Origin of the sequence: Akkermansia muciniphila, from assembly GCF_040616545.1 — a bacterium.
In the GTDB taxonomy this organism is placed as follows: domain Bacteria; phylum Verrucomicrobiota; class Verrucomicrobiia; order Verrucomicrobiales; family Akkermansiaceae; genus Akkermansia; species Akkermansia muciniphila_E.
Genome location: NZ_CP156688.1, coordinates 497,022 through 519,744, shown reverse-complemented (window position 1 = coordinate 519,744; position 22,723 = coordinate 497,022). Strand labels below are relative to the sequence as shown.

15 protein-coding genes are annotated in these 22,723 nt (G+C 58.2%); 7 read left to right on the top strand and 8 right to left on the bottom strand.

The genetic code is table 11. The annotated features are described in order from the left end of the window. Nucleotides 1-9 precede the first annotated feature (9 nt). The 3 genes from ABGM91_RS02130 to ABGM91_RS02120 are packed head-to-tail and all read left to right on the top strand — an operon-like array spanning nt 10 to nt 3,752. A complete protein-coding gene (locus ABGM91_RS02130; protein ID WP_354833328.1) occupies nt 10-2,289 on the top strand; it encodes a tetratricopeptide repeat protein in 2,280 nt (759 codons plus the stop codon). Nucleotides 2,290-2,314: 25 nt separating this feature from the next. Next, on the top strand, nt 2,315-3,049 hold the full coding sequence (locus ABGM91_RS02125) for a thioredoxin-like domain-containing protein (protein ID WP_354833326.1): 735 nt from the start codon (nt 2,315-2,317) through the stop codon (nt 3,047-3,049). A 28-nt stretch (nt 3,050-3,077) separates the two neighbouring features. After that, on the top strand, nt 3,078-3,752 hold the full coding sequence (locus ABGM91_RS02120) for a TetR/AcrR family transcriptional regulator (RefSeq protein WP_215427130.1): 675 nt from the start codon (nt 3,078-3,080) through the stop codon (nt 3,750-3,752). Between the two features lie 39 nt (nt 3,753-3,791). Here ABGM91_RS02120 and thiE read toward each other — a convergent pair whose 3' ends face one another. Next, on the bottom strand, nt 3,792-4,436 hold the full coding sequence (thiE, locus tag ABGM91_RS02115; RefSeq protein ID WP_354833324.1) for a thiamine phosphate synthase: 645 nt from the start codon (nt 4,434-4,436) through the stop codon (nt 3,792-3,794). 87 nt (nt 4,437-4,523) lie between these two features. Between thiE and ABGM91_RS02110 the strand changes: the two genes are divergently transcribed. Genes ABGM91_RS02110 through ABGM91_RS02100 form a run of 3 tightly spaced genes read left to right on the top strand, consistent with a single transcriptional unit; the run spans nt 4,524 to nt 9,683 of the window. Beyond that, a complete protein-coding gene (locus ABGM91_RS02110) occupies nt 4,524-5,570 on the top strand; it encodes a quinone-dependent dihydroorotate dehydrogenase (protein ID WP_354833322.1) in 1,047 nt (348 codons plus the stop codon). A gap of 32 nt (nt 5,571-5,602) precedes the next feature. Next, nucleotides 5,603-9,127, top strand: coding sequence for a DNA polymerase III subunit alpha (gene dnaE / locus ABGM91_RS02105; protein WP_354833320.1), 3,525 nt, complete (start codon nt 5,603-5,605; stop codon nt 9,125-9,127). Between the two features lie 4 nt (nt 9,128-9,131). Then, on the top strand, nt 9,132-9,683 hold the full coding sequence (locus ABGM91_RS02100; RefSeq protein ID WP_354833318.1) for a GNAT family N-acetyltransferase: 552 nt from the start codon (nt 9,132-9,134) through the stop codon (nt 9,681-9,683). A gap of 145 nt (nt 9,684-9,828) precedes the next feature. Here ABGM91_RS02100 and ABGM91_RS02095 read toward each other — a convergent pair whose 3' ends face one another. After that, nucleotides 9,829-13,482, bottom strand: a complete 3,654-nt coding sequence (locus tag ABGM91_RS02095; RefSeq protein ID WP_354833316.1) for an autotransporter outer membrane beta-barrel domain-containing protein — start codon at nt 13,480-13,482, stop codon at nt 9,829-9,831. Nucleotides 13,483-13,955: 473 nt separating this feature from the next. On the opposite strand from ABGM91_RS02095, the gene ABGM91_RS02090 reads away from it, so the two are divergent. After that, complete coding sequence (locus ABGM91_RS02090; protein ID WP_354833314.1) at nt 13,956-15,356, top strand: glutamate decarboxylase; 1,401 nt, start codon at nt 13,956-13,958, stop codon at nt 15,354-15,356. 452 nt (nt 15,357-15,808) lie between these two features. On the opposite strand, the gene ABGM91_RS02085 is transcribed toward ABGM91_RS02090, so the two are convergent. From ABGM91_RS02085 to gmd, 6 genes are all read right to left on the bottom strand, one after another. Then, entirely contained in the window at nt 15,809-16,540 is a 732-nt protein-coding gene (locus tag ABGM91_RS02085; RefSeq protein ID WP_215427123.1) for an N-acetylmuramoyl-L-alanine amidase, read from the bottom strand. A 147-nt stretch (nt 16,541-16,687) separates the two neighbouring features. Continuing rightward, complete coding sequence (locus ABGM91_RS02080; RefSeq protein WP_354833311.1) at nt 16,688-17,632, bottom strand: type I phosphomannose isomerase catalytic subunit; 945 nt, start codon at nt 17,630-17,632, stop codon at nt 16,688-16,690. A 74-nt stretch (nt 17,633-17,706) separates the two neighbouring features. Continuing rightward, a complete protein-coding gene (locus ABGM91_RS02075; protein WP_215427121.1) occupies nt 17,707-18,954 on the bottom strand; it encodes a hypothetical protein in 1,248 nt (415 codons plus the stop codon). Between the two features lie 117 nt (nt 18,955-19,071). Then, complete coding sequence (locus ABGM91_RS02070) at nt 19,072-20,397, bottom strand: Na+/H+ antiporter NhaC family protein (protein WP_354833309.1); 1,326 nt, start codon at nt 20,395-20,397, stop codon at nt 19,072-19,074. A 28-nt stretch (nt 20,398-20,425) separates the two neighbouring features. After that, entirely contained in the window at nt 20,426-21,514 is a 1,089-nt protein-coding gene (locus tag ABGM91_RS02065) for a GDP-L-fucose synthase (RefSeq protein ID WP_354834782.1), read from the bottom strand. A gap of 1 nt (nt 21,515) precedes the next feature. Continuing rightward, the gene (gmd, locus tag ABGM91_RS02060; protein WP_354833307.1) at nt 21,516-22,583 is read right to left on the bottom strand and encodes a GDP-mannose 4,6-dehydratase; all 1,068 of its coding nucleotides are present in this window, start codon (nt 22,581-22,583) and stop codon (nt 21,516-21,518) included. Nucleotides 22,584-22,723: the final 140 nt, after the last annotated feature.

The following is a 22,723-nucleotide window of genomic DNA, read 5'->3' as shown; positions in this document are numbered from 1 at the left end:
ATTTCCGCCATGTCCCAGCCCGAGTCCACTGATGCTTCCGTGAACAAATCCTCCATGAAAAAATGGGTGGTTCTCCTTATTGTTCTCGGGGCGCTGATTGGGCTGGGGACGATGATGAAGGCATGGATGGACCGGCGTTCCGGCGCGGAAGCCCAGCCGGCCGTTTTCTCCGGCGGCAGTGAGCACTGGGACCAGAATGAAGTGCCCATCTCCATGCAGTGCGGCGCCTGCCATGAAAAGGAATTCCGGCAGTGGGCCGGCTCAGACCACGCCTGGGCGTTCCGCAAGCTGGGGGACCAGTGGGAGTCCGAGGCATTTCATAACATGAAGCTGGACGCCCACGGAAGCATTCTTCAATTTTCCACGGATGCCCAGGGCCGCATGGTGCATGACGGGCAGTCCAACACAGCCTGGCGCGCGGAATGGGCTACGGGGAGGATTCCACTGGTGCAGTACCTGGTTCCCGCAAAGGACGGGGGCTACCACACCCTGAGCGCCGCGTGGGATGTAAACCGCAAGGAGTGGTTTGACATTTTCGGCAAGGATGCCCGCCAGCCCGGAGACTGGGGGCACTGGACGGGACGCGGCATGAACTGGAACACGCAGTGCGCATGGTGCCACATGTCCCTGTTCCATAAGAACTATGATCCGGTCAAGGACCGTTACGCTTCCACGTGGACGGAACCCGGCGTGACCTGCATCCAGTGCCACGGTCCACTGCTGGATAAGCCCGAGGCAGGAACGGGGTGCATGATTTCCACCAAAAACAAGCTGACGCCGGAGCAAATTCACGACAACTGCGCTTCCTGCCATGCCCGGCGGGATGAATTCGATCACGATTTTGCCATAGGAGACCGTTTTGACAATCATTTCCAGCTCGTGCTTCCCGTGCAGCCCGGTGTCTTCTGGCCCAACGGCATGCAGAGGGATGAGGATTATTGTGAAACCGGCCTGCGCCTGAGCCGCATGGGAAAGGCGGGCGTCACCTGCCTGGACTGCCATGATCCGCATACGGGAACGCTGAAGCTTCCGCAGGAGGACAACACGCTCTGCCTGCGGTGCCATGGCACCGGGGAGGCTGTGAACGGGGTGAAAGCCCCTGTTATTGACATATCCAAACATACGCCGTGCCCCCAGTCCAGCATGGGCGCCCGCTGTGTGGAATGCCATATGCCGGAAAGCCTGTACATGGCCCGCGACCCCCGCCGGGACCACTCCTTCAATTCTCCTGACCCCCTCCTGAGCGTAGAGCTGGGCATTCCCAATGCCTGCACCATGTGCCACCGGGAAAAGAGCAATGAATGGGCCGCGGAAGCAGTGGAAAAATATTACGGGCCCAATCCCAAGATGGCGCAGTACCGGGACCGCACCAGAGCCGTGCAGCGTGCTTATGAAGGACGGGAGGATGTGCTGCCGCTGCTGATGGAATGCTTCAAGAGGGAGGAAGTGGGCGCCTGGCGTGCCACGCTGCTGGATTTGATGGATACCTGGGCGCATGAACCGGCTGTTCAGGAACTGGCCGCTGCGGCGGTCAAGGACCCGGATGCCCTGACGCGCGCCGCCACCGCCAAGGTAATGGGCCGCGCGGGCAATCCCGCCGCGGGCAAATTGCTCAATGACCCATTCAAGGTTGTCCGCCTGCAGGCGGAATGGGCCCTCCGGGATTCCCTGCCGCCGGACAGCCCGGCCATGAAGGAGCTGACCGCCGCCGCGCTTCATCAGGCAGACCAGCCCTCCGGGGCAATGAAGCTGGCCCAGATAGCTATCAGCCGCAAGGATGCGAAGGCCGCGGAACAATGGTTTGCCAAGGCTCTGAAATGGGATGCCACATCTTCCGTGGTACACCGGGATTATGCCGTTTTCCTGGCCTCCCAGGGGCGCAGCGGGGAAGCGGTGGAGCAGATGAAGGAGGCCGTCCGCCTGGCTCCGAAGGATGCTAACCTGTGGTATCTGCTGGGGCTGGGACAGATTGAGAACAATGATGAGCCGGGAGCTCTGGAATCCTTTAATGCGGCCCTGAAAATAGAGCCCTCTTTCATCCGTGCCCTGTTCAACCGCGCCCTGCTTAATGAAAAGGTGGGACGGCTGGAGCAAGCGCTCCAGGACTTGGAGAATTGTTCCTCCCTGGACAAGGAAAATGCGGATATTCCGTTCACGCTGGCCGTGATGCTTTACCGCAACGGCCGTTACCGTGACGCGGCGGCAGCGGCAGCAGAAGCCCTGCGCCGTGATCCGGGGCATGCCCAGGCCCGGCAAATTCTGGAATCGGCTTCTCGACATGGAAGATAGGAAAGAGTATATTAGCGTTGTGTACATGAAATTTTCCCCTTTGCATATTCTGCTGGCGTCTGCGTTCTTGCTGGGAACCCCCTTCTGTTTTGCCGGTTCTCCTGATGCGGCGGAGGATCCTTCCCTCCGTACCTGGACGAATAAAAGCACGGGAACCACGGTGGAGGCCCGTCCTATCGCCCTCAATATGAAGACGGTCAAGCTGGTGACTACGGCCAAAAAGCCCATCACGATGCCGTTGGAAAAGCTTTCAGAGGAAGACCGGGCATGGCTGGAGGAACACAAGGAGGTGATCGGAAAGCCCCTCTCGGAATGGTCCTCCGTGCCGTCTGGTCCCGTGGCTGAGGAAATGAAGGGGAAAACCTACATGCTGGACAACGGCAAGCTCAAGAAGAAGGACGGGAAATTGAATCCCCGGCATTTTATCCTGTATTTCAGCGCGAGCTGGTGCGGCCCCTGCTGCCGGAATGCCCCCCACAGCGTGGAGGCTTACAACAAGGCGGTGAAGGATAATCCGGATGTGGAGGTAATCATGTGCAATTTGGACCAGAACCTGGAAGCCGCCCAGAAATGGGCCGCCGCCAACAATATGCCGTGGCCTGTCCTGCTGAAGAAGGATTTGACGGAGCTGGCCAGAAAAGTGGCTCCCCGCGGCATTCCCACAATGATTCTGGTGGACAAGGACGGAAAGGCCATCCAGTCTTCCCAGGACATGGAACAACTGGTAAAGGCTATCGGCTCAAGCCGCTCCTCCCGCTAGGCTGAAATACCTTTGATGTTCTGCAACGATGTCCTCCACCCGCAAATCCCAGTCCGACCGTTCTGCTGAAACCAGCGGCAAGATTCTTCGCGCGGCGCAGAAACTTTTTGCTCTCAGAGGATTTGACGGAGTGACCATGAGGGCCATTGCTTCTGAAGCGGGAGTGAACCTGGCCTCCATTGTTTATTACTTTGAAAATAAGGAAGGGCTGTACCTTGCCGTATTCCGGCAGTATGCGGAACCCCTGATGGAGGCGCGCATGAAAATGCTGAAGGAAGCGGACCTTCATCCGTCCCTGCGTGCGTACGCCAGGGCGTTCATTGAACCCGCTTTCCGGCTGCTTCTGGATAAAAGCCTGGGCGGCCCGGATCACGCCCGGCTGCTGTGGCGGCTGCCTCAGGAACCGGAATATCTGGGGAGAAAGATTTACGATGAATTCTATGCTCCGCTCATCCGGGAAATGACCCAGAGGGTACGCCAGTTCTGTCCGTGGGACGACGAACTCTCCATCTCCTGGCACGTCCATATCATGAGTTCCATTTTCCATGCCACGCTGGGGAAGTACGTCACCCGGCTGGAACTTCATGACAAGGAGCCGTGGATGAAGGATCAGGACCGCGTTCTGCAAATGATCGTGAATACGGCGGTTCTCCTGATTTCCCGTCCCGCTCTTTCTCCGGAGGAAGAACAGGGGAAGCGGTGAAGGTGGAACGGTACGTCCGTAAAGGCACGGCGTTTCCTCCTATATTTCTCCCAGCGTTCTTCTAAGCGCCATTGCCGTTTCCGTGATGTCCGGGTGCGTAAGCAGCCAGGAGACGATGACAACCCTGTCCGCTCCTGCCTTCAGGACGGAGGGAAGCGTGTCCCCATTGATGCCGCCGATGCAGAAGACCGGGAATTCTTCCGGAAGCCGCTGCCGCACGCCTGCAATATCTTCCAGGCCTATGGCGGGCCTTCCCGGTTTGGTGCCCGTGGGAAACAGGGGGCCGAATCCGATGTAGTCCGCCTGCTCTTGGAACGCTGCCAGGGCCTGTTCCGGGCTGTGCGTGGAACGCCCGATGATGGCGTCCGGCCCCAGCATGGCCCGCACAGGCGCCAGGGCGCCGTCGTCCTGCCCCAGATGAACGCCGTCCGCCCCGGTACTCAGGGCTATTTCAGGATAGTCGTTGATGATGAAAAGACAGCCATGTTTGCGGCACAGGGGGGCAAGCTGGCTGCCCAGCTCCTCAATACGTTCCGGAGCACAGTTTTTCGCCCGGAGCTGGAGAATTCCCAAGTCGGCCGCCAGCAATTTTTCCGTAACGGATAGCAGTTGGTTTTCAGTAGTATAGCCCGTATCCACAATGCCATACAGACGGCATGACGAGAGGCGTTCCTTCCTGTTCATGGAAGGGAATTGTACCGGATAAAATCATCCCGGCAAGACGCTTCCCATTCTTGACCCTAATGGAGGGTGTAGTATACTCCCCGCATCGTGTCACCCGCCTTATATTCCGCCGCTAAAAGTGTATTGTTTCAAATGAATCCGGAGACCGCCCACAATGTGACTTTGTGGGGGCTGCGCCTGGCAGAAAAGATGCGCGTACTGCCTCTCCTGACGGGGGATATTCCTTCCGATCCCGTGGAAATCCTGGGAATGAAATTCCCCAACCGGGTAGGCCTTGCCGCCGGGATGGACAAGGAGGCAGACACGGTGAACGCATTCGGCCAGATTGGCTTCGGCTTTGTGGAGGTGGGCACGCTTACGCCCCGCCCGCAGCCGGGCAATGACAAGCCCCGCCTGTTTCGCCTGATTCCCCAGCGGGCCATCATCAACCGGATGGGCTTCAATAATGACGGCATTGCCGCCGGAGTGGAGAACATCCGCTCCGCCACCCGTTTTCATGGCGTCCTTGGCGTCAACATCGGGAAAAACAAGGTGACGCCCAATGAAGATGCGGCCCAGGATTACCTGACCTGCCTGCGTGCGGCATGGCCTGTGGCGGATTACATCGCCATTAACTTCTCTTCCCCCAACACGCCCGGCCTGCGCGAACTCCAGGCTGCGGAACCCGCCGCGCGCCTGCTGGCTTCCCTGAAAGCCGAGCAGTCCAACCTTGCCGCGGAAACCGGACGCAATGTGCCCATTTTCATGAAGGTGGCCCCGGATGTGACGGATGAACACATAGCGGAACTCAGCCGCGTTTTTCTGGATGAAGGACTGGATGGCCTAATCGCTACGAACACCACGCTTTCCCGTGCCGGGGTGGAAGCCAATCCGCGCCATGAAGAAGCGGGCGGCCTGTCCGGCGCGCCTCTGGCGGAGCGCTCCACGGAGGTCATCGCGGCCTTTGCTTCCGAGTTGAAGGGGCACATTCCGATTATCGGCGTGGGCGGCATCATGAGCGGTGCGGACGCCGTCGCCAAGATCAAGGCCGGAGCCAGTCTCGTCCAGCTTTACACGGGGTTCATCTACCGCGGGCCGGATCTCATCCGGGAATGTGTGGAAGCCATGAAGGCCGAATGCCCCGTTAACTCCTGATCTGACTTATTCAACGCACACAGGTTCACTCCATGGCCGGTTCCTTCGTACACCTTCACAACCATACGGAATACTCTCTGCTGGACGGCGCCGTCCACATCAAGGACCTCATTGCGGAATGCTCCCGCATGGGCATGCCTGCTGTCGCCGTCACTGACCACGGCAACCTCTTCGGAGCCATTGAGCTCGTGATGGAGGCCAACAACCTTAACAAGTCCGTAGCCGCCTGGAACAAGGAGCACCCGGAAGGGCCGCAGAAACAGCCGGTGAAGCCCATCTTCGGCTGTGAGGTCTATCTTTCCCCCACGCCCATCGGCGTGAAAAAGCAGCTTCCCGGGCGCCGTAAATACACGCACTTGCTTCTTCTGGCGGAAAATGAAACCGGCTGGCAGAACCTTGTCAAACTGGTATCCCGTTCCCATCTGGAAGGCTTTTACTACAAGCCGCGCGTGGACATGGATACCCTGCGGGAATTCCATGAAGGCCTCATCTGCTGCACGGCGTGCATCGCCGGGCCGCTGAATGAATGGCTGCTCAACGACCAGCCGGAAAAGGCAGAGGAAGCCCTGCTGGCGCTGAAGGACATCTTCGGGGAGGACAACATCTTTGTGGAGCTTCAGGACCATGGGCTGGAGGAAGAAAGAAAATGCCTGCCCGGGCTGGTGAGCATCGCCCGCAAGACCAATACTCCCATTGTGGCCACCAATGACGTGCACTTTCTTCGGAAGGAAGACCACGACATGCACGATGTGCTGATTTGCGTGGGGACCAACGAGAAACTGGCTTCTCCCAAGCGCATGCGCTACTCCACGGAAGTTTACCTGAAATCTCCCGAGGAAATGCGGGAAGTATTCCGGGACTACCCGGATGCCGTGGAAAACACGCTGAAAATCGCGGAACGGTGCAACGTCACCATCAAGCTGGACTCCGCCAGTACGGAAAAGTATCCGGAATTCGGCACTCCGGACGGCTCCACGCGTGAGGAATACCTGCGCAAGGTGTGCTATGAAGGCCTGGAGGAACGGTACGGCAAGGAACGCGTGGCTACGGACAAGGAGCTCCGCGACCGCCTGGATTATGAGCTGGGAATCATCAACCAGTTGAAATTCCCCTCCTACTTCCTGATTACGGCGGACTTCATCAACTGGGCGAAGGACCATGACATTCCTGTGGGGCCCGGCCGCGGTTCCGCCGCCGGCTCCCTGGTGGCGTATTCCATGAAGATCACGAACATTGATCCCTTGCGGTTCGGCTTGATCTTTGAACGTTTCCTGAACCCGGAGCGCGTCAGCCCGCCCGATATCGACATTGACTTTTGCCAGACCCGCCGTCCGGAAGTGATTGACTACGTGCGGCAGAAATACGGGGAACGCGCCGTATCCCACATCATCACGTACGGCACCATGGGCGCCAAATCCGTGCTCAGGGACGTGGCTCGCGTGATGGACATGTCCTATGCGGACGGCGACCGCATCTCCAAGCTGATTGAAACCGGCCCCAAGGTAACCCTCCAGTCCAGCTACAAGAACAACGAGGAACTGCGGGAGCTGATCGCGTCTGATGAAACGTACGCGGAACTCTGGGGCTATGCAACGCGCCTGGAAGGACTCATCCGCAACGTGGGCGTGCACGCCGCGGGCGTCGTGATCGGTGACCGTCCTCTGGACGAGCATGTGGCACTCACCCGTGACGACCTTTCTGACCCGCATGCCGCCGTTGTCGCCCAGTGCGACATGAGCGCCATTTATGAAGTGGGCCTCTTGAAGATGGACTTCCTGGGCCTGAAAACCCTGACCGTCATGCATGATGCGGAAGAATACGCCCGCTGGCGCGTACCGGAATTCAAGCTGGACTCCGTTCCCCTGGATGACAAGGAAACGCTGGACCTGCTGAACAGGGGGGATACGATGGGCGTGTTCCAGCTGGAATCCGGCGGCATGGTGGACACCTGCCGACGCTACGGCATCCAGAAGATTGAAGACATCATTGACCTGCTGGCCCTGTACCGTCCGGGAGCCATGCAGTTCATGGATGAAATGATTGAAGTCAAGAAGGGGCTGCGCCAGGTGGTATATGAACACCCCTTGCTGGAACAGGTCAGCGGAGAGACCTATGGCGTGATGATCTACCAGGAACAGGTGCAGGCGGCGGCCAAGCTGCTGGCGGGCTATACGCTCGGCGGCGCCGACCTGCTGCGCCGCGCCATGGGTAAGAAGGACCCCGCAAAAATGGCCAAGGAAAAGGCCCACTTTGTGGAAGGGTGCTGGAAAACCAACCAGATTGACGAGAAGACGGCTACGGCCATCTTTGACAAGATTGAGAAATTCGCCGGCTACGGCTTTAACAAATCCCACTCCGCCTGTTACGGCCATATCTCCTACTGGACGGCCTACCTCAAGGCCCACTTCCCCGTGGAATTCCTCTGCGGCTTGATGTCCAATGAAGCGAACAACGACAAAATCGGCGTGTTCATTCAAGAGGCCAACCGCATGGGCATTGAAATCCTCCCGCCCAACGTGAACAAGTCCATGCTTAAATTCACGCCTGAAAAAACGCCTTCCGGCAAGCTGGCCGTGCGCTACGGCCTGGCGGCCATCAAGAACGTGGGGGAAGGCGCCATGCAGATTCTTCTGGAAGAGCGGGAGCGGAACGGGGAATTCTCCAGCATGGAGGACATTTGCAACAGGCTGGATTCCAAATCCGTCAACAAGAAGATACTGGAATCCCTGATCCGTGCCGGAGCTCTGGACTGGACTCTGGAACCGCGCTGCGCCCTGTTTGAACGCGTGGACCTGGCCCTGAGCGGCGCTTCACAGGTGCACAAGGATAAGGCTCTGGGGCAGGGTGCCCTGTTTGACATGACTTTTGAAGCCCCCAGGGTGAAGGATGAACCTGCCGTTCCGGAATGGCCCAAGGACCAGCGCATGGGGGATGAAAAGGATCTGCTGGGCGCCTACTTCTGCGGCCATCCCCTTGACTCCATGCGCGGCGTCATTGATGCGGAAAAATACACCCGCATAGGCCTTATTGACACGCTGGAATCACATGAACTCAAGCAGAAGCACCAGATCGCCGGGATGGTGCGTTCCGTCATCCCCAAGATCAGCAAGGCCGGAAGAAAATTTGCCGTTATGACGCTGGAAGACTTCACCGGCAGCATTGAAGTGCTGCTGTGGTCGGACGTTTATGAAAAGGCTCTAGAAATGGAAGGAGGCTTGGAACCGGGCGTCTTTGTTGCCGTGCGCGCCAACATCCGGGAGGATGACCGCACTTCCGCCAAGAGCGTGGCCGCGCAGGGCGTGGAGCCGCTGGGCGGTAAACGGCGCAAATCCAGGGCCGGGGACCAGGGGCCGCTGAACATCACCGTCAGCCCTCTGCGCCACACGAGAAAGAATCTGGAACAGATACGGGACATTCTGAGAAGATACCCGGGCCGCTCCAAGGTCAACCTCACCATTAAGGACAGCCTGGGCCATAGCCAGATACTGGAACTGGACGAACAGTTCCGCGTTAACCGCTGCCGGGAGCTGGAAACGGAGCTCTCCATGTACAACTGACGCCATGCCGGAAGGAAAGATGCTGCTGCCTGAATCGGAGCGCCTGGCATTCAGGGCATGGGAAGAAAGGGACTGGCCCTTTTTTGCCGCCATGAATGCCAATCCGCAGGTGATGCGCTTCTTCCCGGCCGTGATGACGAAGGAGCAATCCCGCTCCATGTGGGACCGCATGCGTGCGGAACTGGATGAAAAAGGGTACGGGCTGTATGCCGTGGAGCTTAAAGCCTCTGGCGGCCTGATCGGATTGATGGGATTCCACTGGGCGGATTTTGCCGCAGAATTCACGCCCTGTGTGGAAATAGGCTGGCGGCTCGTCCCGGAGGCCTGGGGCCATGGCTACGCCACGGAAGGGGCTCGTGCATGCCTGGAATACGGTTTTACCCGTCTGGGCCTTGACCGTATATACTCTTTCACCGCTTGCGTGAACCTCCCCTCGGAGGCTGTGATGAAGCGTGCCGGAATGAATAAAGCCGGGGAATTCAATCATCCCGAAGTGATGCCGGATTCTATCTTATATCCCCACGTGCTTTATATGAGTGAAGCGCCGGACAGATGATTCCGGAGTATGGCTTCCATGTTTTTCTGGCGTACCCTTTCATGAAAAATCGAACGGGCTGCAATCCCGGAGGAGTGCAGCCCGTTGACTGGGTTTGGGGCGCGGGGCAGCAGGACGGAACCGTCCCGCTGCCGCCTGGCGCGACTTAGAAGGCGTAGCTTACACCGGCGTTGACCCGGTGGTAGGTTGACTGGCTTCTACCTTCGAATTCATAGCCTGCGTAGGCCGTCCATTTGGGGTTGATGACCACGGTGCTGTTATAGTTGAGGCGCACGGCGTTCCGGTCCGGGCGGGAGCCCCTCGCGGTCCAGCTGTAATCGTTCAGCAGGCGGGTGGCCCGGGTTTCCGGATTGTCTCGCATCACGTCCGGAACGTAGCTCACGGACAAGCTATTCACCCACAGCACGCCGTTGCTGAATTGCAGCGCCTTGCTGACGCCCACGCCCACCGGCAGGCTCAGGTTCTTCAGGTTTCCGCGGTCAAAGTGCCGGGCGTCGTATCCCGTTTCCGTGAAGGAATTCTGGTTCACCTGCGTGTACTCGATTCCCAGGAAGGGGGAGAGCGTCCAGCCCTTGTTCAGGCTGTGGTCCCACGTGGCCTGAAGGGTGGCGAAGCCCATCCTGTTCTGCCATTTGCCGTGGGAGGCGCCTCCGTCATAATAGGAGTCCAGCTTGTTGGTCGTCCAGCCGAAGCCGGCGGTTCCGCTGATGGTCAGCATGTCCTTGGGCGCCATCTGCTTCCTCCATGCCCCGTACAGCAGGGCAACGTAGGAGGTCTGGTCCACTTCGCTGGCCCAGGTCCGGCTCTTGTTGGTGCCGTACAGGTTGCCGAAGGCGGCGCCCAGAATGGTGTTCGGGGTGAACCTGCGGTCCGCACCCACGGCATAGCCGCCTCCATTGTAATCATAGCCGTCAATGCCGTCCCGGGTTGCATGGTAGGTGAAGTCTCCCATGCCCTTGATCCAGAAGTTGTTCTTCGGGCCCATCAGGAAGCGGGTGATGCCTACCTGCCCCAGTGCGGCATTGGAAACGGACTTCATGTTGGAAGCGGAGCTCCACATGGAGTTGCCGATGTCCGACCCGGCCAGTTCCGGAAGTATTTCTTCAATGTCGTCTGTGGGGTTCCAGACGGCATACAGATGGTCGTTGATCCCGTCATTGTCCTGGTCTTCCCATTCCTTCGTCCAGTACCCTTCGTAGGTATAGGGGGAGTTGACGGTATCGGTGCCGGTGGCGCTTGAATAAATGCCGTCAAAGTCGCCGGAGGTACCGGGAATGGCTGCATCTTCTATGGACATGGCCAGGAAGCGCTGTTTCTGCGCCCACCGCTTGTGGGCGTAGTCTTCCAGGGAGTCAGCCACCCCCATGGTTCCTCCCATCGTGTGGCTGTTTGCCTGCTCAATGGTGAGGCCGGAGCTGTAATCGTCCATGAAGGGGCGGAAGTCAAAGATAGCGCCCTTGCTGATGTCGATCGTATCCCCGCGGAAGGCGGCTCCTCTTCCGGTCCTCAAGGTCACTCCGGATTCAATGGTGATGTCCTTGCTGTTTACGGAGCTGTTCCCCGTGATTTCCAGAATGCCCTTCTTCACGGTGAAGGAGGAGTTTTTGGCAAGGTCCTTGTTGCCGTAGGTAACTCCGTCTTCCAGGATCAGCGTGCCGTCATGCAAGGTGGTCTTGCCGCTGACGTTGAAGTACTTGGATTCCGCCAGCCGGTTCTGCCAGTCGGATTCCGATTCTCCTGCTGCCTGGGTGATCAGCCTGTTCGCCTCCGCCCCGGAGAAGCGGATGGTGCCCTTGAATTCCGGAGCGGCGCCGTTATACGGGGTGGTGTCCACGCCCTCGGACTTGTTAAAGTCAAAGACGATGTTGTCATGCTCCGCTCCGTCGCCCGCGTTGCGGAAAGGGTCATAGAAAGTGACCGTTCTTCCTTCCTGCGCGCGGAGCGCCACGCTATCCATGGAAACGCTTCCGTTGGTGCCGAACACAAGGGAGTTCAGGATGGGATTCTCCCCTCCGCGTTTTTCCGTGTTGCCTTTCACGATGATGTCTCCCTGGTCCGCGGAGAAAACGGCGTCCTTGTAATAAAGAAGCATGGCTCCGGCAGTGCCGTCCACGGAGTTGTTCTCAATGAGCACGCCGCCGCGGTTATTGATGAATTCCACCCCGTTGGCTCCCTGAAGGGCGCCAACGTTCCATTTGGCGGAGTTGCCGGAAATGGTGACCTTCCCTGTATTGACGAAGGATGTTTTGCCATCTACCAGCAGGGCCCCAAATCCGTAATCCGTGGATTTGTTGTTGGAAATGGAAATGTTCCCCGTATTGGCAAAGGACAGGTTCCCGTGAAACTGTCCCACGCCGTAGTGCCAGCCCGCCGTATTATTGTCCATGGAGATGTTTCCGGTCCGGGTGAACGAGGTATCTCCGGTCACCTCAATGGCGCCGTTGTACTGGTCCGCGCTGTTTCCGGAAAGGGAAATATTCCCGGCATCCGTAACGCTGAACGTCCCGTAAAACCGCAGGGCTCCGTTGGAACCCTTGGTGGAGTTGCCTTCCACGGTGATGTTCCCGTTATTGCTGAACGTGGTATTGCCGAAGACGGCCACGCCGCCCATTTGCTTGTTGGAGCTGTTTCCTGAAATGGTGATGTCTCCCGTATTGGTGACATTCCAGTCCTTGCTGATCCAGCCCACGGCATACGTATTGTCCGCGTGGTTGTTGATGAAGGTGATGGAGGCGACGTTATTGAGGTTGAAGCTTCCGCTGACGCCGAATGCCCCGGCGCTGTTGCTGGCATGGTTGCCTTCAAAGCGCAGGTCCCCTCCGACGTTGGAGATGTCCAGGTCCTGGCCGCTGTAAACGGCGCCGAAATTGCCGTTCCATTCGGAGGCCAGTTCACCGGCATCAGCCCGGTTGTTTTTGAAAACCACGTCTCCGGTAACGCCGTTTATCTTCATGCCGCCTCCGGTATTATCATAACCGTCCACGGCGCCTGCATAGGCGTAAATGGCTCCGGCCATCCATGCGGAATTGTTTTCAAAGGTCATGCTGCCGTTGACGTTCTGGAACGTCAGCGCGTATTCCCCGGCGGGGATGTAGGCCTTGCTTGCCGTAGAGGTGGAGTCGTGCGCGCCAGCGTAAATGGCGCCCCCGATGTTGGAGTGGGCGCTCGTGGGCGAGTGTCCGGTGGAGTTCCCGCTGAACAGGATGGACTTGGTATTTTCAAAGTCGATCTTTCCCCACGTAAACAGGGCTCCCCCCAGGGCCTGCCCCTGCTGGCTGTCGTCACCCAGCATGTTGTTGGTAAAGGAGATGTTGCCCATGTGGGAGAAAGTGATGTCTCCCCTTGCGTTCACGGCTCCCCCCGCGTTCGTATCTGCATTCACGATGGACTTGCAATTGTTGAAGGAAAGGTCGCCCATGTCCGTAAAGGTGAGCGTTTCCCCGCGGATGGCGCCTCCGCCTTCGTTGTCATTGACCCATCGGTCGCTGTGAAGGGAGGAACAGTCGTCAAAGCTCATGGACATTCCCGTGCCGGTAAAGGTCATGACGGACTCGCTGGCGGGCCGGGTGTGGTCCGCCAGCTGGTTGAAGAAGACGCTCCCTGCGTAAACGGTGTCTTCCGTACGGAATCCGGAAAAGCTCAGGTCCTCCTTCAAGGTGTAGGTGATGCTGTCCTGGGTCTCCTGGCGCGTGTCAACGGTGCCCTGATAGAGGTCTTCAGCCTGCTGGGCTGCTCCCGTCTGCACCAGGGAAGCTGTCATCAGGAGAAGGATGGCGGATACTGCAAATGTTGGTTTCATTAATATGCGGTAAGGTTCTTTGTTAGGTACCAGACCTGAGCCGTCTTTTGCCTGGGCGCCCGGGTGGGGGCTTGTGCGCGCGCCGGCACTGTTGCCTGGAAACTATGAGAGTCTCCGGAGAACGTTTTTTCTCAACGAATGTCACGGTGTATGGGAAGGCTCTTCTAACATATAATTTCGCTTGGTCGTTGAATCTGAAAATGTCCGGCTCCCTCATCTGTGAAAATATGGCCTGTGTCATACATAGAGTCTTTTATGAGTGTAGGTCAGTAAATATAACAAATTCTGTAATTTAATGATTTTGAGTAATACATGGGTAATAAAATGAAGCTTGTTCCTGTATTTTTGTAGAAAAGTTATGCCGGGGCGAATGACAATAGAAATATGAACACTTTTGTCCGTGAAAGCTTCTATCCTTTATGCGGGCGGTCTTTCACGGCTGGCCCGGAAATGATGAAACAATAGATACCGTCATGTTTGATCCAAATCAAAAACCCGATACAGCCCGGGCGGAAAATTCCATTTTCGGCTCTCCGGAAGCAGACAACCTCCTGCCCAAGGACCAGTTCCCGGATTACGCCATGCGCGCAGAAGACGCCTTCCAGCTGGTGTCCGATGAATTAATGCTGGACGGCAACGCCCGCCAGAACCTCGCAACCTTCTGCCAGACATGGGATGAAAAGCAGGTCCGGATGCTGATGAATATCAGCATAAATAAAAATATGATCGACAAGGATGAATACCCCCAGACAGCCGCCATTGAAATGCGCTGCGCTGCGATCATTGCCAATCTTTGGAACGCCAGCCAGGATGAAAAGCCCATCGGTTGTTCCACCATCGGTTCCAGTGAAGCGTGCATGCTTGGCGGCATGGCTGCCCTTTGGCGCTGGAGAGCCCGCCAGAAGGCCGCCGGCAAACCCATTGACAAGCCCAACCTGGTATGCGGCCCCGTCCAGATCTGCTGGCACAAGTTCTGCCGTTACTGGGACATTGAAATGCGTGAAATCCCCATGGCTCCCGGACAGTGGAAAATGGATGTGGAAAACATGCTGCAGCAGGTTGATGAAAACACCATCGTGGTGGTTCCCACTTTCGGCGTGACCTACACGGGCGCTTATGAACTGCCTGCGGAAATTGCCAAGGCCCTGGACGATTACGAAGACAGGACTGGCATCAGCGTGGACATTCACGTGGACGGCGCCAGCGGCGGTTTCCTGGCTCCGTTCTGCGCCCCGGACATTGTTTTTGACTTCCGTATTCCCCGCGTCAAATCCATCAGCGCTTCCGGCCACAAATACGGTCTTGCTCCGCTCGGAGTGGGCTGGGTGGTATGGAGAGACATCGCCGACCTGCCTGAAGGGTTGATCTTCAACGTCAACTATCTTGGTGGTGAAATCCCCAACTTCGCCATTAACTTCTCACGGCCGGCCGGGCAGATCATCTGCCAGTACTATGACTTCATCCGTTTGGGCAAGGAAGGGTATACCAACATCCATACCCAGGCCTATGAAGTGGCCAAGTACATTTCAGATGAAGTTTCCAAGCTGGGACCGTACGAATTCATTTGCACGGGCGATCCGGAAAAGGGCATTCCCGCCGTCTGCTTCTTCATCAAGGACGGAGCCAAGACGAACTATACCCTCTTCGACCTCTCGGACAAGCTGAGAACCCGTGGCTGGCAGGTGCCCGCCTTCACCCTCCCGGCAAATTGCCAGGATACCGTGGTGATGCGCGTCATGGTCCGCCAGGGCTTCACCAAGGACCTCGCAGACCTGTTCCTGGAAGACTTCAAGCGCATGATCGACTTCTTCGAGAAGCACCCGGTCACTTCCCCGATGACGGCGGAAGAAGGCACGGCTTTCCACCACTCCTGATGGAAGCCCCGCTGAGTGATTTTTGTTGGATGAATAAGTGTGTGTAAGCGCAGCTCCGCAGTTGCCAAGGTTTGTGCGTGGACCTGGCGGCTGCGGAGTTCTTTTTTGCTCCCTTCACCTTTTTGTAAAAAGAACCGGGTTTGCTCATAGGCAGACCCGGTTTTTTTGCATGGCCCAGGACATGCGGTTCATTCCCCCGTCAGTGAGGCTGCCGGGCAGGACCCGCCGTGCTTGTAAAAAGATTTCCGGTAGGACATGCTGCGGATTTGATGATTTTGCGCAAGCTCCGCAACAGGTCGGTTTTCCGGCTGGGGTAGTGCAAGGGAACCAGTGGCGCGAAATACTTCACCGGGCTATGTTCACATGCCGGAGAAAAGAAGCAGGGCATCCTGAGGGAGGGAGCCTTCAACCCGTGTCCATCCCCGGAGCGGAGGGATGGTATGGAACTGTATTCAGCTGATGCAGCGGTAGTAATAATCCACGCGGGAGATGAACCAGGACCATTTGAAGCCGGGCTTGCCGTTGTCCAGCAGCAGGTGGGGGCAGCGTTTGCCCGTCCAGTAATAGTGAGGAACGACGTTCCGCAGGGGAATATCGTGGGCATACATGTTATAGGCGGCCAGCTTGGCGGCGCGGTCAAAGGTTTTCACGATGCTCTGTCCCCGTTTTTCACACATTTCAATGCCAATGGAGTACAGGTCCCCGGGGCCGCCGCGGTCTGCATGGCGGCCCGTTTCGTTCAGGGGAATGTGCTGCATGGCCACGTACGGGTCTACCGTGTAGTGCCAGTTGCAGTGCAGGGCGCCGTTATTCAGGGCGCGGGCGTGCTGCATGGCGTCTGCGGACGGATTTTCCGTGTTGTGCATGGTGATGAAGCGCGGCTTCATCCGGGAGGAGCGCCGGCGCAGCGGTGAAGAGCTGGGCATGAACATCGGGTGCACGTTGCATTCCGCCAACAGTTGCCGCGGGGAGCGTTTCACCAGGGGAACGCCGGAGGGTTTGAAGGAGATCATGGGCGCCATCCCGGCCTTGCCGGAGGGTTCCGAACAGCTGGTCAGGGCCAGCAGGGCGGCAGCTTCCATCAGGAAGGTACGGCGATCAATGCCCCGGACTTTTTCCAGCATGGGCTGGAGTTGTCCGGAAACGCGGCCAAGATAAGTGGCGATGGTGGAAATATTGCTCATGTGGCTGTCCGGGGGATGGGGATTTGAGGCGCTGGTGCGGGGAAAGTTTAGTTCAAGCTAAGATTCACTTTCCTTCTTTGCAACGAAAAAGTGTGAAAGCTTTAGCTTTGTGCTGAATTCTTCACGCTTTTTGTCATATTGGCCTGTTCAAACCGTTGTTAAAAGCAAAACGGTCCCCGGCTCTGCGGCGGTAACGGCGTCCGCGCCGGCCGGGGAAAGGATGAATTCCCCTTGCCGGGCCGTTTTTCCATCCCATGCTACGGAGCCGCGGAGAACCGTGAAAATGGCAAAGCGGGAAGCGTCCGGCTGGGTGAAACGCTCTCCCCTGTCCAACCGGTATTCCTCCATGGTGAAGTACGGCATTTCAGTCAGGTAACCGGGGTGACGGCTGAGTTCCCGGAATTCCGCGATGGAATCCAGCGCCTGGTCCATGTGCAGTTCCCTCCCTTTTCCTGAAGCGTCCGTCCGGTTCCAGTCGTAAAGGCGGTAAGTAGTGTCGCTATTCTGCTGGATTTCCGCAATGAGGTGGCCGGCGCCGATGGCGTGGACCAGGCCCGCGGGAATGTAAAGATGTTCCCCTTCCTTCAAATGGGTGGAGCGTATCAGTTCTTCCATCCGGCCCGTTTCCGCCGCGCGGCGGATGTCTCCGGGTGTGGCGTCTTCTTTCATCCCTCCGTAAATCAGCGCGTCCTGGTCCGCGTCCAGCACGTACCAGACTTCGTTTTTAACTTCTCCCTTCAGGGCGGCTGCCGTGCGTTCCGGGGGATGCACCTGGACGGAAAGGTTTTCACGGGCATCCAGAATTTTGCAGAGCAGGGGAAAGCGCGGAAAACGTTCATAGCCGGGGCCGAAAATTTCCTCCCTCCGTTCCTCCCACAGCCGGTGCAGGGGCGTCCCCTCCCATTCTCCTTCCCGCACCACGCTCATGGCTTCCGGACGGTCGCTGATTTCCCAGGCTTCCCCGTAGGCCGTTTCCCGGTCGGGCAATTCCCGGCCCAGCAACGTTCTCATGTGCTGGCCGCCCCAGATGCGGGGCTGGTAGATGGAATGAAAGCGGAAAGGCTGCATGATCGTGGAGGGAGCGTAGGCCATCTTTTACGGGCAGACAAGCAAAATGCCCGCAGGAGGCCTGCGGGCATGAAGGAGGTGCAATAAGGGCTTCCGGCTTATTTGATGGATTCCCAGACGATGCCGATTTCATCAAACGGCACGTATTCCTTGCTCTTGTCAGGCTTCGGTACGCCGTAATTGGTCCGGAACAGCGGGAGGATGGGCGCTCCCGTCTTGGGATCCTTGCTCATGGGGGGCACCCCCACTTCCTCCAGAAGAAGAGTCATGCCGAATTCCCCGCCGGGACCTTCGCTGACCAGGATTTCAATGGGGTATACCTTGCCTTGCTCCACCGTGAACGGCTTGCCGGCGGCTACGCCGCGCATGGTGTTGTTCCAGTGTCCGGAGGTGCCGTACTTGTAGAACGTGACGGGCGGAACGTTGATGCCGATGTCCTTGAGTTCCTTTTTCTGCGCGTCGTTGCCGGGTTTGCCTTCCATGGCATCCAGCCATTGCGCGTTGTTCGCCGTCATTTTTCCCAGGGAGGCGGATTCCCAGCCGTAGTCGAATACGTTCTGGTTGTTGAACCGCACTGCCAGATAGTCGTCCCCCAGGCCTACAAAACGGAACGTTCCGGATTTGGGAGCGCGAACCTTACCGCGGTAAATGGCAAGCCACTGGCTGGGTTTGACCTTGTCGTCGCATCCGTAGGCCTTGGGCGCGTCTTTGGCGGGGGTTCTGGGGATGTAGAACTGGGCGGCGTACAGCTGCTGGGGCGCCTTGTAAAAGCGGTTCAGTTCCGATTCATTCCAGCCCTTGTTGACAAAGCGGGAAAGAAAGGCGCGGTACTGCTCCATGTTCATATTGGTAGGGCGTCCTCCGGGCGTCTGCTTGGCATCGTAAAAGGTGCCTACCAGCGTACTGCCGGAAGGCTGGGACGTGCCGAAGGCAGAGGTGGAATCCCCCAGGTCGGGGCCGAATCCGTCTCCCATGCCCAGCGCGGTTCCTTCTTCCAGCATGACGGGTTCATCCGGAGGATCAATGTCAATCTTGGGGAGGCTGACCGGGGCGGCCGCCGCGGCCACTACTACCTTGACGGGCGTTTCCGCATGGGAGGAAGAGGAGGTTTCCCTCTGCACTTCCGGCGGGGGAGGCGTATCCGCCGGAGGGGCCTCGTCAGGCGTAATGTAGCCGACGACCTTGGGCTCTTCCGGGGGAGCGATGATGATGGTCAGGGAATAGAGAATGGCTCCGGCAAGAATGACGGAGAGAAAGGATGTCGCCAGGGCGGCAATGTAATTTTTCCGCCTTTCCTTGCGCAGCGTGTCTACTGCTTCTTCTGTAGGTTCGATATGAAGGCTCATGCATATATGATAACACAGGAGCTCCATATGTTGAGTAACATGAGGATAACAAGGATAACATGTCGGTAACAAAAAGGTGCGGCACCCCGGGGTTAAGCCCCGTTTGCCGGACGTCCGTCAGCTTTTCCTGCGCCGTCTTGCCCTTCCGGGAGCCAGGGCGATGGCGGCGATGGAGCAAACCCCCAGAATCAGGGGGTAGTACAGGTACTCCATGATCATGAGCGGGGAAACCTGGGCGATGCCCGCCGCCATCAGCATCTGGGCCCCGTAGGGGATAACGCCCTGGACCAGGCAGGAGAATGTATCCAGAATACTGGCGCTGCGTCTGGGCGGAATGTGGAATTTGTCGCTGATCTCCTTGGCGATGGGGCCTGCCGTGATAATGGCGATCGTATTGTTGGCCGTACAGAGATTGGCCATGGAGACAAGGGCCGCAATGCTGAATTCCGCCCCGCGCCGCCCCCGGATATGGGACGTGATTTTTCCGATGATGTAGGCAATGCCCCCATTGTAGCGTATCAGGGCCAGCACGCCGCCGGCCAGCAGGGTGACGATGATCAGTTCCCCCATGCCGGTCATGCCCCCGCCCATGGCGCGGAACCAGGCCATGAAGGAAAAATACCCCATGCCCACTCCCACAAGTCCCGTGGCGAGCAGTCCCAGTGTCAGGACAACCATGACATGGACTCCGGCCAGCGCCGTCGCCAGCACAAGCAGGTAGGGGAAAACCTTCATCCATTCAATGGGGGCGTCTCCCATGGGGGGAGACTGCACGTTCCAGCCCAGCAGCACATAGCAGGCCAGGGCCAGCAGAGCGGCGGGAAAAACCACCTTCACGTTGGCCCGGAACTTGTCCCTCATGGCGCATCCCTGCGTCCGGGTGGCGGCAATCGTAGTGTCTGAAATAAAGGAAAGGTTGTCTCCGAAAAACGCGCCGCCCACCACAATGGCCGTCATCATCCCCGTGCTGGCCTGCGTGGCCTCGGCCAGTCCCACGGCTACCGGAGCCAGCGCTACGATGGTGCCTACGGAGGTGCCTACGGAAAGTGAAATGAAGCAGGAGGCAATGAAGACGCTGGCAAGCAGCAGGTTGTCCGGCAGGAGGCGCAGGGTAAGCTGCACGGTGGCGTCAATGGCGCCCATGTCCCTGGCGGACTGGGCGAATGCGCCCGCCAGCACGAATATCCAGATCATCATCAGGATGTTCCTGTTGGCTACTCCGGAGGAGAACAGGTCCACCCGCTCCGCCATGCTTTTCCCGCGGGTGATGAGCACGGCCCAGACAGCCGCAGCCGTAAAGGCCACCGTCACCGGGACGGCGTAAAAATCCCGTACGGCTACGGAGATTACCAGGTAAAGCAGGAAGAAAACCAGCAGGGGGCTCAGCGCCCACAGGCTGGGTTTGGCAGGAGCCGTATCATTACTGTCTGGAAAGTGGCTCATGGGCGGTGCGGGCGGGCCGGAGGCGGCGTTAATGTCCGGCGGCTTCCGCCTGGTCCAGGTACCACCGGTAGATGCGTTCCACGCCTTCCTCCAGTTCCACCCGGTGGGTCCAGCCCAGGGAGTGCAGCTTGGAAACGTCCGTCAGCTTGCGCATGGTGCCGTCCGGCTTGTCCGCGTTGAACACCAGTTCTCCGCGGTAGTCTTCCGTAGCGGCGATGAGCCGCGCCAGATCGCCGATGGAAATTTCCTTCCCCGTGCCGATGTTGATGTGGCAGTTGCGGACTTCCCGGCCCTCTCCTTTCAGATGGCTGAAATCCACCCGTTCCATCACGTGGACGCAGGCGTCTGCCATATCCTCGCTCCACAGGAATTCGCGCAGGGGCGTACCCGTCCCCCACAGTTCCACGGAACCGGGGGTGATGCCGTACTTGCCCAGCACAGCCAGGATGGCTTCTTCCGGAGCCGTTCCGTTCACCTGTTCCACGGGGCGGGCGGCCATGTCTTTCCGCACGGCGTTCCAGTCCCCCTCCATCAGGCATTTGGCCAGATGGATTTTGCGCACCATGGCGGGCAGCACGTGGCTGTTCTCCAGATGGAAATTGTCATTGGGGCCGTACAGGTTCGTAGGCATCACGGCAATATAGTTGGTGCCGTACTGGAGGTTGAAGCTTTCGCACATCTTCAGCCCTGCGATCTTGGCGATGGCATAGGGCTCGTTGGTATATTCCAGCGGGGAAGTGAGCAGGGCGTCCTCCTTCATGGGTTGGGGGGCCTCACGCGGATAAATGCACGTGCTCCCCAGGAAAAGGAGCTTGGAGACGCCGTGGCGGAAGCTTTCCCCGATGACGTTCTGTTGAATCTGGAGGTTGCGGAAGATGAAATCCGCACGGTAGCGCGAGTTGGCGATGATGCCGCCCACAAACGCCGCCGCCAGAAAGACGTATTCCGGCTTTTCACGGTCAAAAAATTCCCGGACGGCCGCCGGGTCTTCCAGGTCCAGTTCCCGGTGCGTCCGGCCGATCAGGTTGGAATACCCTTTCTTTTCCAGGGATTTCCAGATGGCGGAACCTACCAGGCCGCGGTGCCCGGCCACAAAGATGGCGCTGTTTTTTTCCATCTCAGCCATTGACGGGATTCTTGACGTACTCCATGTCATGCTTCACCATGATGCGCACGAGCTCCTCAAACGGCGTGGAGGTGGGATTCCAGCCCAGAAGGGTTCTGGCCTTGGTAGGATCTCCCAGCAGCTGTTCCACTTCGGAAGGGCGGAAATACTTGGGGTCCACTTCCACCAGGATATTGCCCGTCTTTTTATCGCGGCCGCGTTCTTCCACGCCTTCGCCTTCCCATTCCAGCTCAATTCCGGCTTCGCGGAAGGCCAGCGTGCAGAATTCACGGACGGTGTGCATCTCCCCGGTGGCAATGACGAAGTCTTCCGGCTTGTCATGCTGGAGGATCAGCCACATGCATTCCACGTAATCCCTGGCATAGCCCCAGTCGCGCAGGGCGTTCAAATTGCCCAGATAAAGCTTGTCCTGCATGCCCTGGGCAATGCGGGCCGCCGCCAGCGTGATCTTGCGGGTGACGAAGTTTTCCCCGCGGCGTTCGCTCTCATGGTTGAACAGAATGCCGTTGACGGCAAACATGCCGTAGGATTCCCGGTAATTCTTGGTAATCCAGAACCCGTACTGCTTGGCTACGCCGTAGGGGGAGCGAGGGTAGAACGGGGTGGTTTCCTTCTGGGGGACTTCCTGCACCAGGCCGAAGAGTTCGGAGGTGGAAGCCTGGTAAATGCGGCATTTCTTCTCCATGCCCAGGATGCGGACGGCTTCCAGCATGCGGAGGGTGCCCACGGCGTCCGTTTCCGCCGTGTATTCCGGCACGTCAAAGCTGACCTTCACATGGCTCTGGGCGGCCAAGTTGTAAATTTCATCCGGCTGCACGGTCTGGATAATGCGAATCAGGGAGCTGGAATCCGTCATGTCTCCGTAGTGGAGGTTGATCAGGCGGTTCTTCTTCATGTCCCGGACCCACTCGTCCAGGTAAAGATGTTCAATGCGGCCCGTGTTGAAGGAAGAGGAGCGGCGCAGGATGCCGTGGACTTCATAACCTTTGTCGATCAGGAACTCGGCGAGAAAAGAGCCGTCCTGCCCCGTAATGCCGGAGATCAATGCGATTTTGCTCATGTGATGTATACTTCAGGTGTTTGCTGGTTGAGGAGGCCTGGAGTGAAACCCTCCGGAGGCATGATGGATACCCTCCGTCAAAAATAATGCATTCTTCCCATGATGACGAGGAAAATGCACCGGCTTTTGAAGAGGGCGGC